General features: G+C 59.0%; 14 protein-coding genes, 1 pseudogene and 1 riboswitch. Of the genes and pseudogenes, 9 read left to right on the top strand and 6 right to left on the bottom strand.

Features of this window, described 5'->3' with window-relative positions:
• Positions 1-22 precede the first annotated feature (22 nt).
• The 6 genes and pseudogenes from HWU94_RS10040 (at position 23) to HWU94_RS10015 (ending at position 4461) form a co-directional block, all read left to right on the top strand.
• Positions 23-430 (top strand): hypothetical protein, encoded by a 408-nt coding sequence (locus tag HWU94_RS10040; protein WP_185173598.1) that lies wholly within the window; start codon positions 23-25, stop codon positions 428-430.
• Between the two features lie 53 nt (positions 431-483).
• On the top strand, positions 484-891 hold the full coding sequence (locus HWU94_RS10035; RefSeq protein WP_185173597.1) for a hypothetical protein: 408 nt from the start codon (positions 484-486) through the stop codon (positions 889-891).
• A 476-nt stretch (positions 892-1367) separates the two neighbouring features.
• Positions 1368-1865, top strand: coding sequence for a GNAT family N-acetyltransferase (locus HWU94_RS10030; protein WP_185173596.1), 498 nt, complete (start codon positions 1368-1370; stop codon positions 1863-1865).
• 206 nt (positions 1866-2071) lie between these two features.
• A riboswitch (SAM riboswitch) is annotated at positions 2072-2172 on the top strand.
• A 109-nt stretch (positions 2173-2281) separates the two neighbouring features.
• Positions 2282-3748 carry an LLM class flavin-dependent oxidoreductase gene (locus HWU94_RS10025; protein ID WP_185173595.1) on the top strand — a complete coding sequence of 489 codons (1467 nt, stop codon included), beginning with the start codon at positions 2282-2284 and terminating at the stop codon, positions 3746-3748.
• A gap of 63 nt (positions 3749-3811) precedes the next feature.
• Positions 3812-4009: pseudogene (locus HWU94_RS11790) on the top strand (sugar phosphate nucleotidyltransferase); the annotation flags it as partial.
• Positions 3976-4461, top strand: coding sequence for a hypothetical protein (locus tag HWU94_RS10015; RefSeq protein WP_185173594.1), 486 nt, complete (start codon positions 3976-3978; stop codon positions 4459-4461). The pseudogene HWU94_RS11790 and the gene HWU94_RS10015, both read left to right, overlap by 34 nt.
• Here the strand turns inward: HWU94_RS10015 and cls are convergent.
• Complete coding sequence (gene cls / locus HWU94_RS10010) at positions 4458-5957, bottom strand: cardiolipin synthase (protein ID WP_185173593.1); 1500 nt, start codon at positions 5955-5957, stop codon at positions 4458-4460. The two genes, HWU94_RS10015 and cls, sit on opposite strands and share 4 nt — an antisense overlap.
• Before the next feature lie 141 nt (positions 5958-6098).
• Between cls and HWU94_RS10005 the strand changes: the two genes are divergently transcribed.
• Both HWU94_RS10005 and HWU94_RS10000 read left to right on the top strand, forming a co-directional pair.
• On the top strand, positions 6099-6755 hold the full coding sequence (locus tag HWU94_RS10005; RefSeq protein ID WP_185173592.1) for a TetR/AcrR family transcriptional regulator: 657 nt from the start codon (positions 6099-6101) through the stop codon (positions 6753-6755).
• A gap of 111 nt (positions 6756-6866) precedes the next feature.
• Positions 6867-7829 (top strand): phosphoglycerate dehydrogenase, encoded by a 963-nt coding sequence (locus tag HWU94_RS10000; protein ID WP_185173591.1) that lies wholly within the window; start codon positions 6867-6869, stop codon positions 7827-7829.
• Between the two features lie 62 nt (positions 7830-7891).
• On the opposite strand, the gene HWU94_RS09995 is transcribed toward HWU94_RS10000, so the two are convergent.
• Positions 7892-9643 carry an ABC transporter ATP-binding protein gene (locus HWU94_RS09995; protein WP_244955962.1) on the bottom strand — a complete coding sequence of 584 codons (1752 nt, stop codon included), beginning with the start codon at positions 9641-9643 and terminating at the stop codon, positions 7892-7894.
• Between the two features lie 119 nt (positions 9644-9762).
• Between HWU94_RS09995 and HWU94_RS09990 the strand changes: the two genes are divergently transcribed.
• On the top strand, positions 9763-10341 hold the full coding sequence (locus HWU94_RS09990; protein WP_221625841.1) for a hypothetical protein: 579 nt from the start codon (positions 9763-9765) through the stop codon (positions 10339-10341).
• 91 nt (positions 10342-10432) lie between these two features.
• On the opposite strand, the gene HWU94_RS09985 is transcribed toward HWU94_RS09990, so the two are convergent.
• The 4 genes from HWU94_RS09985 to HWU94_RS09970 all read right to left on the bottom strand — a co-directional run bounded on the left by HWU94_RS09985 (position 10433) and on the right by HWU94_RS09970 (position 15820).
• Positions 10433-11644 carry an ABC transporter permease gene (locus HWU94_RS09985; protein ID WP_185173589.1) on the bottom strand — a complete coding sequence of 404 codons (1212 nt, stop codon included), beginning with the start codon at positions 11642-11644 and terminating at the stop codon, positions 10433-10435.
• Positions 11644-13176, bottom strand: coding sequence for an ABC transporter permease (locus HWU94_RS09980; protein WP_185173588.1), 1533 nt, complete (start codon positions 13174-13176; stop codon positions 11644-11646). The genes HWU94_RS09985 and HWU94_RS09980 overlap by 1 nt, the downstream gene beginning before the upstream one ends.
• Positions 13177-13326: 150 nt before the next feature.
• Positions 13327-15087: an ABC transporter family substrate-binding protein gene (locus tag HWU94_RS09975; RefSeq protein ID WP_185173587.1), complete on the bottom strand. Its 1761-nt coding sequence runs from the start codon at positions 15085-15087 to the stop codon at positions 13327-13329.
• A gap of 253 nt (positions 15088-15340) precedes the next feature.
• On the bottom strand, positions 15341-15820 hold the full coding sequence (locus tag HWU94_RS09970; RefSeq protein ID WP_185173586.1) for a GNAT family N-acetyltransferase: 480 nt from the start codon (positions 15818-15820) through the stop codon (positions 15341-15343).
• Positions 15821-15866 lie beyond the last annotated feature (46 nt).

The raw sequence follows: 15866 nt of genomic DNA, 5'->3' as shown, positions 1-15866 counted from the left end.
TAGCAGAGAGTAAGGCGGCGCTGTGTCTGGAGAGGGAAATAGATGGAAAAGAGGAAATGGACTCGTAAAGAAATTCTCTGGGGTGCATTTTTTGGAATTTTTTTTATTGCTGATGTTTCTGAGTGTTCCAGCTATTGCCTATATAAATTCGCACTATGCTGAGCCCAGGGAATGTACTGTTGAATATGCGAGATTCGGTTCAGGTGGGAGCGGAACAAGAGTTGCTTCAACGAAGAATAAGATAATAATAGAAACTCTTGAATGTGGAACTATTACTACCCGTAAGGTTCAGGGCGGCACCAATGACCTGTTGAAGAATATTGATTTGGTGAACCAGTATCAGGGGCAGAAGCTGGTTTTTATGATTGGGCCTCTATCCTGGTATATAGATAATACTGCTGCGGAGTATGTGATTATTCCGGAGCAGTAGCTGGCTTCTGGATGTTCGTCGTCCTGTTTTTCCGAAAAAGGTAGGGGGTGCTGATGAAAAAGGTTTTTAACTATATACGGGAGAATTGGATTCTATATTGGATAATTTTCGTATTATTTGCTATGGCGATGACCCCTGTTAAACGGTACACGGATTCGCACTATACCCAGGAGATGACCTGTACGGTGAAGTCTGCTTCGACTGTGTGGTCGATGCGGGGTTCGGGAAAGGCTGGTGCGTCGAGTCCTGATTCGTCTGTTGTGACGGAGGAGTGTGGGACCTTGATGCTTTATTATCCTGTGTTGGATGGTGTGGGTATGGATGAGACGACGGATAGTTTGGTGGTGGGTAAGAAGTATATTTTTGTGGTGAATAAGTATCTTTTATATGGTAGGTATCATATTATTCAGGATATTAAGGAGGCTGATGGTTCTCCTGTGAATTTTGGGTCTTCTGAATAGTTTTCTTGTGTGGGTTTGTAGCTAGAAATGACAGAGAGTAAGGTTGCGCTGTGTCTGGAGAGGGGAGCAGATGGAAAAGCGGAAGCTGACACGTAAAGAAATACTTTGGTATATTGGTACTGGAATTTTTTTGTTTTTAATGTTCATGCTTTACCCGGCTCTTAGATACGTAAATTCTCATTACGCTGAGCCTAGAGAATGTACTGTTGAATCGGCTCGGTTTTCTAGAGGGGGTACCGGCACTAAGGTAGCTTCTAGTAAAAAATGCGATAGCTGTAGAAACTACTGAGTGCGGATTAATTATCACCCCTAAAGTGGTTGGTGGCACTGATGATCTGTTGAAGAATATTGATTTGGTGAACCAGTATCAGGGGCAGAAGTTGGTGTTTATGATTGGTCCTTTGTCGTGGAATCCTGGGAATACTGCTGCGGAGTATGTGATTATTCCGGAGAACACCCCGCAGTAGAATCAACGTATGAACACCCCGAACAGTATCCGTACCGCTACAGCCGAAGACGTCCCCGAAATCATTCAACTCATCAAAGACCTCGCGGCCTACGAAAAAGAGCCTGAAAGCACTGTAAAAAATAAGGTCAGCACGCTCACGCAACAACTCTTCTGCGAGCACCCAGCAATTTTTGCGTACGTGCTTGAATCCCATACCCCTGGCCGCCGCATTGACGGTTTTGCCCTATGGTTCCTCAACTATTCAACGTGGGAAGGTAGCCACGGAATCTATCTTGAAGACCTCTACGTTCGCCCCGAAGCTCGGGGGTCTGGGGGCGGTAAAGCTCTACTCAAGAAACTTGCTGACACGGCGCATGAGCGTGGCTATAAGCGCCTTGACTGGGTAGTCCTTGATTGGAATGAGCCAGCCCGAAACTTCTATGAAAGTATTGGCGCAACCTACCAGTCCCAATGGCTGGGCTACCGTTTAGAAGGCTCAAGCCTCAGAGATTTCGCTACTTCCTAAACTCCTCTCTCCGGCTACTATCTAGTTCGGTTGCGCGGTAATAGGTCGGCGACTAGCCCATACCTGTAAGACCTTACCCGGGCAAGAACATGACGATTATGAACGGGGTGGGGGCACCCAACACGCGAAATATTCGGTCACAGAAAGTAACGTGACGGTCGGTTCTTGCCCGTTGCCAGCGTGGTCTGTTTCACTGGTAGACAAATGATCATGAGACCCAGCGACAAGCTCTGGCTAGCTGGGCGGCAACCCTCTCCCGTAGCGGGGTGCCCCAGATGAAGATCAGGCAGTAATGCAAGTACGGCGCAACCAGGCGCCACCCTCTGATATAGGGCAGGGCGCCTTTTCCCCAGGTGCAAGGCCGTGTACGGGCGCAGGGGGTAGGACACGCTACCTGAGGAAAGGGCCACCCCAGCATGACCGAGAAAAAGCGCATCGTCGTCAACGCCTTTGATATGACCACCACCAGCCACCAGAGCTTCGGCCTATGGAGGCACCCGCGCTCACGAGCCGACGAGTACAACACCATCAAATACTGGACCGACCTCGCCAAGGTCTGCGAAAAGGGCCTCTTCGACGCGGTCTTCATCGCTGACGTTGTGGGCGTGTACGACGTCTACAAGGACTCCGTAGCCCCCGTCCTCAAGGACGGCGCCCAGGTCCCGGTGGGCGACCCCTTCCTCCAAATTTCAGCCATGGCCGCTGTCACCGAGCACCTGGGCTTTGGCGTAACCGCCGCCGTAACCTACAACCAGCCCTACACCCTGGCCCGCGCCTACTCCACCCTGGACCACCTGACCGGCGGGCGCGTGGGCTTCAACGTCGTCACCTCCTACCTACAGTCCGCCGCTGAAAACCAGGGCCTACCCGGCCAAATCGAGCACGACGAGCGCTACGAGATCGCCGAAGAATTCTTGGACGTCTGCTACAAGCTCTGGGAAGGCTCCTGGGAAGACGGTTCCGTTCTGCGCGACCGTGAAAACGGTATCTTTGCCGACCCCACTAAGGTCCACCCCATTCTGCATAAAGGCAAGTACTTCCAGGTGCCGGGTATCGCCCTGACGGAGCCCTCACCCCAGCGAACCCCGGTTATCTTCCAGGCCGGTGCCTCTAGCCGCGGCCAGGCCTTCTCAGGCCAGCACGCCGAAGCCATCTTTATCACCGCACTGCGCCCCCACCTGACCAAGGTCCTGACCGAGCGTATCCGTTCTGAGGCTGAGAAGGCCGGCCGCAAGCGCGACGACGTCAAGATTCTTGCCATGCTCTCTGTTGTGGTCGATGAAACCGACGAGAAAGCCCAAGCCAAGTACGAGGAATACCTCAAGTACCAGGACATCGAATCATCCCAGGGCATTATCGGAGGATGGAGCGGCCTTGACCTGGATCAGTTCGATGAGGACGAGGCCCTCAAGTACGTTGAGACCGAGTCGATTCAGTCCTTCCTGACCCCCTTCACCCTGCAGGATAAGGAGAAGGAGTGGACCCGCAAGGACATTGCTGAGCACTGCGCTACCGGCGGCATGGGTGCGGTTCTGGTGGGTTCCCCCCAGACTGTTGCCGATGAGCTGGAGAAGTGGATTGACGAGGGCGGCCTGGACGGCATCAACCTGGCCTACCACGTCTCACCCGGCTCCTTCGAGGACTTTGTGGAGTTCGTGGTACCCGAATTGCAAAAGCGCGGCCGCTACCGCACCGCCTATGAGGGTAACACCCTGCGCGAGAGCCTCTTCGGTGAAGGCCACAAGTACGTCGATGAACGCCACCCCGCTGCCAAGTACCGTGGTGCCTACGCGGGTAAGCCGTCGGCTGCCGACACCCCGGCCCGTGACTTCCTCAAGCTGGCGCTTGAGAACGCTGAGAAGGCCGAGGCCGCAGGTCACTAGGTCTTAGCGCTATAAGGACGCCGCCCCGAAGACGGATTTGCCCAGGGGAACGGCCACGCCCTCTTCCAGCAACTGCCCCTACTTGAGTCAGCCGGAGCTCAAGACGTCATTGTGATGAGCGCTGATCATCTCTACCAGCTCGACCTGCGCCCCGTCCTGGCTCAACACGCAGAGCTGGGCTCAGACCTGACCGTGGTGACTACGGTGAAACCATCATCCCGGCCCTGGTGGAGCAGGGAAAGGTTCACGAGTACCTGCTGAAGGGCTACTGGAAGGACATCGGTACCATCGATGCCTACTACCGCGCCCACATGGACCTGCTCGAAGGGAAAGGGCTAGACCTGGACGCTCCCGGGTGGGCTATTCTTCCTCACCCTGACCCCTACGCACCGGCCTACCTGGCGGCGTCCTCGCAGGTCACTGGCTCTATGGTTGCTCACGGAGCTCGCGTGCACGGGCAGGTTGAGGCCAGTATTGTTGGCCCCGGTGTGACCGTTGAGGCAGGGGCAAGAGTGGAGCGTTCTATCCTGATGGGCGATGCCGTAATACCCGCCGGAGCGCACCTGCGGTCGGTTATTGTCGACGTGGGTGCCAGCGTCCCCGCTCAGGAACTCGGGCAGACCAAGCCAGGCCCCGGGAATATCACCGTTATCGCCAGTACCGCTAGCGGGCAGGGTCACCGTCACGACGGTGAAGCGGTCACGGACGCCTAGAGTAGGGCACTCCACAGGCGGCAGAGGTTTTCGGCAACCTTCTGGTGGTTGGGGCGGTTGACCCACTCGTCGTAGCGCAGGCGCTTGCAGCGGGAGATGTAATCCCGGGCTACGCCTTCGAGTTCCTGCACCATAGCCTTGCCCACGATAAAAGTGGAGACCTCAAAGTTGAGGGCGAAGGAGCGGGGGTCCATGTTGGAGGAGCCGATGAAGGTGAGTTCGTCGTCCACAATCATGAACTTGGAGTGCAGCACGGTGGGGCCGGGGTACTGCTGAATGTTCACACCCGAGCGGAGCAGCTGCTCGTAGTAGGAGCGCTGCCCCATAATCGGCAGGAACTGGTCGCCCTTCTCGCAGACGATCAGGGTTACGTCGATACCCGAGAGTGCCATGTTGGTTAGGGCCTGCAGCAGGGTTTCTTCGGGCACGAAGTAGGGGGAGCAGATAATGATGCGTTCTTCTGCGTTGTAAATCAGGTGGTTGATCAGGCGCAGGTTGTTTTCGGTTTCGAAACCGGGGCCAGAAGGCACGATTTGGGCGAGCGGACGCTGGCCCTCCTGCCCTGCCTTATCGTGGGCTTCGATGTCGGCGTCAATCTCATCGAGCAGGAGTTCCTTGGTTTCGGCGTACCAGTCGGAGACGAAAACCGCGTTGAGCTCGTGCACGATGGGGCCGGTGCAGAAGAAGGAGAGGTCCTTCCACTCTAGGCCCTTTTTGATGTTGCCCTTGAGGTTGTAGGTGCTATCGATGGCATTCTGGGAGCCGGAGAAAGCCAGCTCGCCATCGATGACTACAATCTTGCGGTGGTTGCGCAGGTCGGGGCGCTGCCACTGGCCCTTCCAGGGTTTGAGGGGGAGCATGAGCCGCCAGGGCACCCCTGCATCGTTGAGCTTACGCTGGAGCTCCCTCCAACGGGGGTACTTGCGGGACCCGATATGGTCGATAAGCACGTGGACCGCTACACCGCGCTGGTGGGCGCGCACCAGGGCATCCCAGAGGGGCTCGGTGGTGCTATCGAGGGCGGTGATATAGAACTCGAAGTGAACGTACTTCTTAGCTTGATCGATTTTCTCGGCAATTTCCTGCAGGGCCGCGTTGTTGTCGTGGCGCAGCTCGAAATCATTACCGCCAATCAGGGGCAGGGCACCGAGCTTGTAGTTGAGGTTAGCTGCCACCCGCGCAGGCTCAGAGAGCTCCGGGTCGCCCAGCACGGCGTCATCCCCCTCGATGGAGTCTTTAATAATCTGGTTCATGCTGCGCTGGCGGCTGCGGCGGTGCCGGGGCACCAGGTTGGAACCAAAAATCAAGAAAGCAAACAGGCCCACGAAGGGAATAAAGAAAATCGCCATCAGCCAGCCGAGCGCGACCACCGGTTTACGGTTGTAGGGCAACCAGAAAATAACGGTGATGCGGATGAGGATATCGATAACGACCAGGGTTATCGAGAGCCAATCCGGCAGGTTCGTGATATCGAGAAAAGGCAGGCTGAAGTTCACCTTTCTAAGTCTACCCGGGGTCCGAGCGCGGGGTGGGGCTTGTCCACGTAGTCAGAAAGCTCTCTACGCGCGATGCTCGTACCCCGCTCGTAATATCTCACCTAGCTTAGGTTCTCTGCACCTCTGCAATAGACTGGTGGTGTGAAGAAACCCGAGAAGTCCGTGCGCCAGCAGCGCCGGGAGCGAACCCACACCGCGATTCACGAGGCCGCGCTCAAGCTTGTGCTTGAGAAGGGCCTCAAAGCCACCACTACCGACGAAATCGCTGAAGCCGCCGGGGTCAGCCCCCGCACCCTCTTCAACTATTTCGCCAGTAAAGAGGACGCCGTGCTCGGCCTGCGCGCCCCCGTCATCACCGATGACATCCTGCAGCGCGATGCTGCCCGCCAGGATCTCTATATCTTTGAGCGTGTTGCCCACCTGATGCTCGACATCATGGTCGCATCGGTCGACAGCCCCACCTACCCGCAGGTGCGCCCCCTGGTGCAGGAGTACCCGGAGCTACGCTACCGCCTGAAAACCCACCATATCGAGTGTGAAAAGACCCTGGCTGACCTGCTGCGCACCGTCAACTGGGTGGAGTTCAGCGCGAGCGGACGCCGCGGCCCCTGGCCCTACCTGCCCGAAAGTGAAGCCGGGGAAGGAGCCTCAGAGCCCCGCCTGCGTGCAGCCCTCTGTATCACCTCGGCCCTGCTCCGCTACCTGGACTACACCCGCGGTGTGCCCGAGGGCGCTGAGCGCGATGAGGTAATCCGCGAGGCCGTGCAGACCTTCCGCCACCTGCTGCGCGAGGACTAGCCGCGCCCCCGTCCGTCATGCTGCGTCACGGGTAGGCCTGGCAGAGCCCTACGAGGGTAAAGTGGCTAGTGGGTGCCCCCGCGCCTAACACTTGGAACAAAGGAGTACACCATGAAGATTCTTCTGCCCACATCAATCACCCTTGATCAGAGCGCCCTGGGCGCTGAAGCCGGCGATGAGCTGGTCAGCTACGACCCCACCGTCAACATCGCCCCCGAACACCACGACGCCGACGTACTGGTGGCATGGGGTAACACCAACGACCAGCTCAAGGACGCCGCAGCCCACCTTCAGCAGGTAGAGCTGGTCCAGGCCCTGCTGGCAGGCCCCGACCAGGCCCGTGCCGCGGGCTTCCGCCCCGAGGCCGTCATCGCCTCCGGCAGCGGCCTGCACTCAAAGACCGTTGCCGAACACACCCTGGCCCTGGCCCTGAACTTTGTACGCTTCCTGCCCACCCTGGCCGAGCACCAGGCACAGAAGAACTGGGCCACCGAACTAGGCGGGCCCCAGGAGCTACACCCCGCCGACCAGGTCACCACCCTGCTCGGCGCCAAAGTCACCATCTGGGGCTTTGGCTCTATCGGCCAGGCAACCGCCCGCCTCTTCGACACCTTCGGCGCCGAGGTCACCGGTATCGCCCGCTCAGCAGGTGAGCGGGCGGGCTTCCCTGTGGTCGCCACCGACGACATCGACTCAGTTCTAGAAACCACCGACATCCTGGTCATGATCCTGCCGAACTCCGAGGAAACCAAGAACTCCCTCGACGCCGCCCGCCTGGCCAAGCTACCCCAGCGCGCCTACGTCATCAACGTGGGCCGAGGCCCCACCGTCAACGAGGCAGACCTGATTGAAGCCCTCAACTCAGGCAGCATCGCCGGCGCCGCCGTCGACGTCGTAGTTGAAGAGCCCCTGCCCGCCAGCGACCCCCTGTGGGACGCCAAGAACATCATCATCACCCCCCACTCAGCGGGCGGCCGCCCCGTCGAGCCCGAAGCCCTCATCAAACAGAACCTGCAGGCCCTGCGCGATACCCGCGCAGGCAAGGACGCCGACTGGCGCAACAAGATGAACTAGCTAGTACCCGGGTACACAAAAGGAGCTCCACCAAAATCTGGTGGAGCTCCTTTTAGTTGCCTTTAGCTGACGACGTGGCCGGTCTCGTCCAGCAGCTTGGCGCGCAGTTCGCGGCGCTCAGCCTGGGCGTCCGGGTCGGGCAGCGGCACAGCGGCCAGCAGGCGCTGGGTGTAGACCTCGCGGGGGTGACGCAGAATCTGCTCGCGCGGCCCCTGCTCTACGATTTCGCCGCGGCGCATCACCGCGATACGGTCAGCCAGGGCGTCAATGACTGCCAGGTCGTGGGTGACGAAGAGGCAGGCGAAGCCCATTTCTTCCTGGAGCTCGCGGAAGAGTTCCAGCACACGGGCCTGAACCGAAACGTCGAGTGCTGAGGTGGGTTCGTCTGCGATAAGCAGCTTGGGCTTGAGGGAGAGGGCGCGGGCGATGCCGACGCGCTGCTTCTGACCGCCGGAGAGCTCGTGCGGGTAGCGGTTGCGGTAGGAGCGGGGGAGCTCTACCCGGTCGAGGAGCTCCTCGATGCGCTTCTGCAGCTCTGCGCCCTTGGCGACACCGGCCAGCATCATGGGCTCACCGATGGATTCGCCGATAGGCAGGCGGGGGTTGAGGGAGGACGAGGGGTCCTGGAAGACCATACCCACGTGCTTGCGTACCTCGGCCAGGTCCTTACGGCTGGGCTTGCGCATGTCGACGCCGCAGACGTTCAGCTCACCTTCGGCGACCTGCAGGAAGCCGACGGTTGCGCGGCCGATGGTGGACTTACCGGAGCCCGATTCACCCACAAGACCCAGTACCTCACCGGCACGGATTTCGAGGTTAGCGCCGGTGACGGCGCGGAAGGGGCCAACCCGCCCCTGCTTGGGGTACTCGAGGGCGACGTCCTTGAGGGAGAGGATGACCTCGCCGGTGCGCTGGGGGGCTACCTGCTCTAGCAGAGCGGTGGCAGGACGCTGGTTTTCGGCAGCGTCGTCGATGGCGGCGTTCACGTCGATTTCGTCGCCACCCAGGTGGAGCACAGCACCGAGCAGGGCCTGGGTGTACTCGTGCTGGGGATTGTTGAAGACCTCGTGAATTTCGCCGGTTTCAACGATCTGCCCGCGGCGCATGACGGCAACACGATCGGCCAGGTCGGCGACCACACCCATGTCGTGGGTGATCAGGATGATGGCTGAGTTGAGCTTCTTCTGCAGGTTGCGCATGAGCTCAAGAATTTCGGCCTGCACGGTCACGTCGAGTGCCGTGGTGGGCTCATCTGCAATGAGCAGCTTGGGGTTGGTGGAGAGCGACTGGGCGATCATGGCGCGCTGACGCTGGCCACCGGACATCTGGTGGGGGTAGGAGTTGAAGGCCTTGACAGGGTCGGGCATTTCGACCATCTCAAGCATCTTGATGGCTTCTTCTTTAGCCTCTGCCGGCGAGACGTTCTTGTGCAGGCGCAGGGTCTCAACAATCTGGTCGCCCACAGTCATGACCGGGTTCATGGCGGTCATGGGCTCCTGGAAGATCACGGCGACTTCTTCACCGCGCACGCTGAGCAGCTCGGTGTTGCTGAGGCCAACGAGCTCGCGGCCGTTAAGTTTGACGGAGCCGGTGACGCGGGCGTTCTTGGGCAGCAGCCCAATCATACCCATGGACGAAACGGACTTACCTGAGCCGGATTCACCCACAATGGCGAGGACCTCACCGGCATGTACCTCGTAGTTGAGGTTCATGGCGGCGGGAACCCAGGTACGTTCGACGCCGAAGTCAACGCTGAGGTCGCGGACTTCGAGGACCGGCTGGGCGCCGGTTGGCTGAGTGGTTGGTGTATTCACTGGTTTTCCCAACTCTTGGTTGTTTCTGTAGAAGATTGGTGTGGTGGAGCTGTCTCATCTGAGAGAATCGAGAGACTATGAAGTCTCAGTATTTGCAGAACTCTCCGGTTACCTTTCGCGTGAAGACCGCCCCTTTTTATACCTGGTGCGCTGTGCTGGTTGCAGCGAGCGTGCTAGTGGCCTTAGCTGTTAGCGGGGGCCTTGCGGCCCTGCTGACCGGTGGCTGGGGCGTGCTGTGGATGGCCTACACGGTCTGGTATGTGCTGGGCCGATCCCGCCTGGTTGCTGGTGCCGACGACGTCACCATCTATAACCCCTTTGTGACCCACCGGGTCAACTATGCTGCCCTGATTGATATTTCAACCAAGTACCATCTGACCCTGGTGACTCCCACCAAGCGTTTTCAGGCCTTTGGTGTGCCGTCAAGCGGGATGGCGGCGTCCCTTTCTGCCCATCGTCAGGATCTTGAGCGTCTACCCACGATCACTTACGGGGCGGAGCGGTCAGTGCGTACCTCGGACCTGCCAAATTCGGCGGCGGGGTCGGTTGCCCTGGTGCTGCGCGGCTACTGGCAGGAGCTGGTGGAGGATAACGCCCTGGAGTCGGTTGAGCCCCTTCAGCAGTCGCGGGTGGACGCCCGCGGGCTGGTGGTCTTCGTCCTTTTGCTTCTGGCCGCTGTGGCTGGCTTAGTCTTCTAAGCTTTCGGTAGGCCGGGAGGTTCTGCCTTCTCTATTCGGTTATCAACGAGGCGGTGAGTGCTGGTGCGCTCACCGCCTCGTGCGATGAGAGCTACTTGTTCTGGGGTGAGCCAGCCGGGCCGTCTAGATCCTGGTCAAGGGAGTCTGAGGTTCGGCTGCTGGCGGGGGTCTCTACCTCTGAGGCAAGGGAGGTGTGTACCGTGGCGGTGCCTGCTGCGGCAGGAGCCGCCGCGGGGGCGGCTACAGAACCGTCGATACCCACGCCGTTTTCGGCTGAGTGGGCGGTACGCTTGGTTGCCTTCTTGGGGTTGAACTTCTTCTGGCGGGGGTCAAAGGCGTCACGCAGGCCGTCGCCGACGAAGTTGACGGCCAGTGAGATCACCAGAATGAAGAGGCCGGGGAACCAGAAGAGCCAGGGACGGGTAGAGAAGGCTGACTGGTTCGCTGAAATCAGTGAACCCAGTGACCAGTCGGGGGCCTTGATACCGAAGCCCAGGTAGGAGAGCGCGGTCTCGGTCAGAATAGCGGAGCTCATCATCAGTGACACGTTCACGGTGACCACGCCGATGGCGTTGGGCAGGATGTGCTTGAAGATGATGCGCAGGTCCGAGGCACCTGCCAGGCGGGCGGCGTCCACGAATTCGCGTTCGCGTAGGGAGAGGAACTCTGCGCGGACCAGACGGGCCAGGGACGACCAGAAGAGCAGACCCACGACCACACCGAACATGATGGTGTTCCAGATGCCGTGGAAGTAGCTGCCGGCCAGCTTACCGAGCACGGCGGTCAGCAGCATCAGGGGGATGATGATGACCATGTCGGTAAAGCGCATGATGACGGCTTCAATCCAGCCGCGGTAGTAGCCTGCCAGACCACCGAAGAGCACACCGAGGAAACCGGCGATGCTGGTAATCAGGATGACCACCAGGAAGGTGTTCTGCACGCCGCGCATGGTCATGGCGAAGAGGTCGCGACCGGTGGCGTCCTGGCCGAACCAGTGCTGGGCGTTGGGGGCTGCACCGTTCACGATGGGGTTCATCTCGGTGTAGTTGTACTTCCACCAGCCGGGGATGGGGCCCACGCCGATGGAGGTGAGGGCCAGCAGGAGCACCGCGATGAGGACAGCCAGCGAGATAACCGCACCGGTGTTCTGGCGGAAGCGCTTGCGCACAATCTGGCCCTGGGTCTTACCCACGGACTCCTGGGCGCGGATGTCGACGTTGGTTTCGACGGAGCGCAGGGCGGTGGTTTCGGTGGTGGGCTCCTTGGTGGGCCCTGAGCTGAGGTTCTTGTCGTTGGTGCTCATTATGCTTTCACCCTCACGCGCGGGTCGAGGGCTGAGTAGAGGAGGTCAGCCACAAGGTTGAAGACGAGCGCCAGGATGCCGGTAAGCAGGAAGACGCCCATGACGGGGTTGGGGTCGGTTTGAGCCAGCGAGTCGAGGAAGAGGGTACCCATGCCCTTGAAGGCGAAGATACGTTCGGTGATCGCTGCGCCGCCGATGATACCGCCGATGTCCATGGCGATGATGGTGGCCAGGGGAATCAGGGCGTTGCGGAAGGCGTGCTTCATGACGACGGAGCGTTCTGAGACGCCCTTGGCGCGGGCGGTGCGGATGTAGTCCTGGTTCATGATTTCGAGCATGGACGCACGTGAGTAGCGTGAGTAGGACGCCAGCGAAATCAGGGTGAGGGCAATGGTGGGCAGCAGGATGTGGGTGAGGGTATCTGTGTTCAAAATCCAGAAGTCACCCTGCAGGTTGGGGGTAGAAGCGTTAGCGGTGGGGATAGGACGGCCCTTGATGCGGCTGTTGCTGATGTAGGCGGGCCAGGCCTGCATGAAGCGGTCGGCGATAATCAGCAGGGCCATGACCAGGCCGGTGAGCATACCGACGCGGGCACCCTGGCCCTTGTCGTAGCCGCCCCAGCCGAGACCGACAACCCAGCCCAGAGCCATGAAGGCAAGGGTAATAAGGATGACCATGAGGAAGGTCGCCAGGTCGAGCAGATCCTGCAGAGGGAAGTAGGCTGCCAGACCCACAACGACCATGGTCAGACCTGCACCCAGGGCGCGGCGGTTACGCAGGCCGGAGACCAGGATAGTGAAGATGATGGCTGCGCCCAGACCCAGGGGAAGCATGAAGGGGATACCCAGGAAGGGGGTAAGGAACCACTTGGTGGTGGAAACGAAGATGATAGCGCCCGCAGTGATGACGAAGCCCAGCAGGCCCATCAGGTAGCGGGTCTTCTGCTTGCCGAACGAGGCGGAGTACCAGAAGAGGCCTGCCACCACTGATATGAGTAAGGTCGTGGGTATCGTGACCACCGGGTTGCGAAGGAAATCGTTGAAGCCGATAGCGACGAATTCCTTGAGCAGAACCGCGATCCAGAAGGAAGGCAGAGAGAAGAAGAGGAAGCTGGCGAAGGTGATGGTGTAGTCCAGGCCGGAGTACTGGCGCAGGGCTGAGATGATACCCAGGCTAACACCGATCAGGATGGAAAGGACGGTTGCTGCTACGACCAGGATAAGGGTCTGGTAGACAGCGTTCGACAGAAGCTGCGTGACAGGGGTGCCTGCGAGGTTCTGGCCAAAGTCGCACTTACCCGCGAAGCAACCGAGCACCCCACCGAGCCACTTGAAGTAGCGCAGGGGAGCGGGGATATCGAGGTCAAGGGCGTCAATACGCTGGGCAATGAGCGCTTCTTTGTTAGGGGAGGTCGAGGTACGTAGTTCTTCGAGGGGGTCGCCCGCGATAGCTACGAGGTTGTAGATGAGGAATGATGCACCGAAGAGGATGAAAACTGCGGTGATCAGGCGCCTCACGGAGTACATGAGCATGATGAATCCTGATGGGTAGGGGAGTGCACCCTGGGAATAGGAGGGTGCTCTCAAAACAGCCAGAGGCGCGGACGCTCGTGAGCGTCCGCGCCGTAGGGCAGTTACAGATTGTTAGTTGCCATCTGTAGCGTGACTAGAGCGTATCTGTACTTACTCTGAGATGTCCCACTCTTCGATGTTCCAGGTCAGGGGCTGCTGACCGGGCTTGGGCTGTACACCGGTGATGGTGTCTGAAACCGAAGTAACAGCGATGGACTGGAAGAGGGGCAGGCCGTAGCCGTCCTTGAACAGTTCGCCGTCTGCCTGCATCTTCAGCTCTTCGATGCGGGCGGTGTCGGTGGTGGTCATGATTTCATCGGCTGCTGCGTCAACGGTGGGGTTGGAGTAGCCGGTGAAGTTGGAGGATGAACCGGTCTTGAAGATCTGGCCCAGTGAGGAGTTACCTACACCTGAGGAAACCCAGCCGAAGATCGATGCCTCGTAGTCGCCACCGGCCAGCAGTGATGACCACTGCTCGCTACCGGCGTCAACAACCACGAAGCCTGCCTTCTCAGCGGATTCCTTGATCATCTGGAAGGAGTTGATGCGGTTGGGGTTCTTGTTGTTGTAGAGGATGCGGATGGTGGGGGTCTGGCCGCCCAGCAGTTCCTTAGCCTTTTCGATGTTGGCGTCCATGTCGTCTGAGGGGTACTCAGAGGAGTTGTTGGACTCAACGGTCTTGGCGTAGTTCTCAGCGTCGGAGGCTACGTAGAGCTGGGAGTTCAGAACCTCAGCGTTGGCGTCCATGGGCTTGATCAGCTTGTCGACGATGTCCTGGCGGGGAACTGTCAGCAGGAAGGCCTTGCGGACGTTCTCGTCAGCGAAGGGGGAGCCTTCCTTGACGTTCAGGTCGAGGTGGTCGTAAGACTGGTCGGGCTGGGTTTCGGTGACAACGCCGCTCAGCGCTTCAAGCTGGGAGACGGTGTCGATGGAGGCCTGGGGAGCAACGGCGTTGACTTCGCCGTTCTGCAGGGCCTGAATCTGGGTGGCAACATCGCCCTGAACCTTGAGCACAACTTCGCCGATGGCGGGCTTCTTGTCACCCTGGTAGTTGGGGTTGGCGGTCAGGGTGACTGACTGGTTCTCTTCAACGGCGGTGACCAGGTAGGGGCCGTTACCGACGGTGAGAGCCTCGTTGGCAGGCATGGTGGTGGTGTTGTAGCCGGTGTTCCAGGCATCTGCAATCTTGCGCAGCTGCTCGTTTTCTTCACCGGGGGTTGCGGTCTCGATAGCTTCGATGAGCTCGTCTTCGGTCATACCGGCCAGCTCAGCAACAACGTGGGCGGGCTTGTCGATATCGTAGGCGATTTCCCAGTCAGCAAAAGCCTGGGGGTAGGTGAAGGAGATGGAGCGGCCGTCCTCGCTGACAACGGGAACCTCTGCGCCGCCGAGGCCTGCGGTCTCGCCAGCGAAGGAGAAGTACTTAACGCCGTCTTCTTCCTCGGCATCGAAGTGACCGGACTGGGCAGCCCATGCCAGGAGCAGGTCGCCCTTGTCGATGTCGTTGCCATCTGACCACTTCTGGTCGTCGTTGACCTTGTAGTCAACCTTGATGCCATCGCCCTCTTCAGTCATGGAGTAGGTGCCGAACCACTCGTTGTGGCGGATGTCGAAGGTGTTGGTGATGGTGTAGAAACCACGGTTGGTCATCTGAGCGATGATGCCGTTGGTATCTGAGTTACCTTCAGCGGTACCTACGTTCAGTGAGGAGAAAACGTTGGTGATAGCAATTGAAACTGACTTGTCTGCTGATGCAGCTGAGTCAGAGCCTGAGCTGCTGGAAGCGCCGGTGTCGGAGCTGGCGCAGGCTGAGAGAGCCAGGGCAGCTACAGCTGAGAGGCTGAGAGCTGAGGAAATGCGGGTCTTGCGCATTGGTGTCTCCTTGCTGAAAAGGGGAAATGTGCTGGTGTGACTCGGTTAGTCACCCGCGCATACGGGGTAACCTATAGCCTCCCCAACGCTCGGATGTGGTGAATCACACGATGTGTAATGTACATACTAGGTCACTTTTATAGGGCTGCGCCACAAAAACCCCCTTTTTGGATGTAAAACTCTTCAAAAAAATGTAAAAAGTACGTTACGGCGTCTTTTTAGCTCATCGAGTGGCACAGCTTTTGTTCTTTTGCTAGCGCTGGATAGCACGCACCATATGCACGTGTTCGATTCCAGCGTCGAGGTAGGGATCTCCCACAATCTCAAAGCCCGATGCCCCGTAGTACCTCTCTGCTAGGTAGGCCTGGGCGCTAATAGAGATGCGTTCTGCCTCGGTGTTTTCTTCAATCCAGGTCAGCGCCTCATCGAGTAGGCGGCGGCCTAGTCCGGTGCCGCGGGCGTCCGGGTGTACTGCCACCCGCCCCAGCGTCCAGGCGCCGGGGTCAGCCGGGTGGGACTCGTCCGAGAATGTTGCCAAATCAAAGAGCCGCAGATAGGCCAGGACCTCGCCGCGCTCATTGGCGTGGAAGAAGTGCAGGGCCTGCCGGTCGGCCCGGTCGATTTCGTTCTCTTCGGTAATCTTCTGGCCCACCACAAAGACCAGCCCGCGCAGTAGGTAAATCTCGTTGAGTTCATCAAGAGTCAGGTCATAAAAGGGCTTCACGGTAAACATACAGTCATTCTAAAACCCCTTGAACTGCGCTTATTACCCACCGGTA

It is taken from the genome of Rothia nasimurium (assembly GCF_014217215.1).
Classification (GTDB): domain Bacteria; phylum Actinomycetota; class Actinomycetes; order Actinomycetales; family Micrococcaceae; genus Rothia; species Rothia avistercoris.
This window is presented reverse-complemented; position numbering and strand designations above follow the sequence as displayed.

What these genes read in the sequence shown, in the direction of transcription:
- HWU94_RS09985 (WP_185173589.1), bottom strand. Translation starts at nt 11,644, where the DNA reads ATGAGCACCAACGACAAGAACCTCAGCTCAGGGCCCACCAAGGAGCCC.
- HWU94_RS09980 (WP_185173588.1), bottom strand. Translation starts at nt 13,176, where the DNA reads ATGCTCATGTACTCCGTGAGGCGCCTGATCACCGCAGTTTTCATCCTC.
- HWU94_RS09970 (WP_185173586.1), bottom strand. Translation starts at nt 15,820, where the DNA reads ATGTTTACCGTGAAGCCCTTTTATGACCTGACTCTTGATGAACTCAAC.
- HWU94_RS10030 (WP_185173596.1), top strand. Translation starts at nt 1,368, where the DNA reads ATGAACACCCCGAACAGTATCCGTACCGCTACAGCCGAAGACGTCCCC.
- HWU94_RS10035 (WP_185173597.1), top strand. Translation starts at nt 484, where the DNA reads ATGAAAAAGGTTTTTAACTATATACGGGAGAATTGGATTCTATATTGG.
- HWU94_RS10025 (WP_185173595.1), top strand. Translation starts at nt 2,282, where the DNA reads ATGACCGAGAAAAAGCGCATCGTCGTCAACGCCTTTGATATGACCACC.
- HWU94_RS09975 (WP_185173587.1), bottom strand. Translation starts at nt 15,087, where the DNA reads ATGCGCAAGACCCGCATTTCCTCAGCTCTCAGCCTCTCAGCTGTAGCT.
- HWU94_RS10000 (WP_185173591.1), top strand. Translation starts at nt 6,867, where the DNA reads ATGAAGATTCTTCTGCCCACATCAATCACCCTTGATCAGAGCGCCCTG.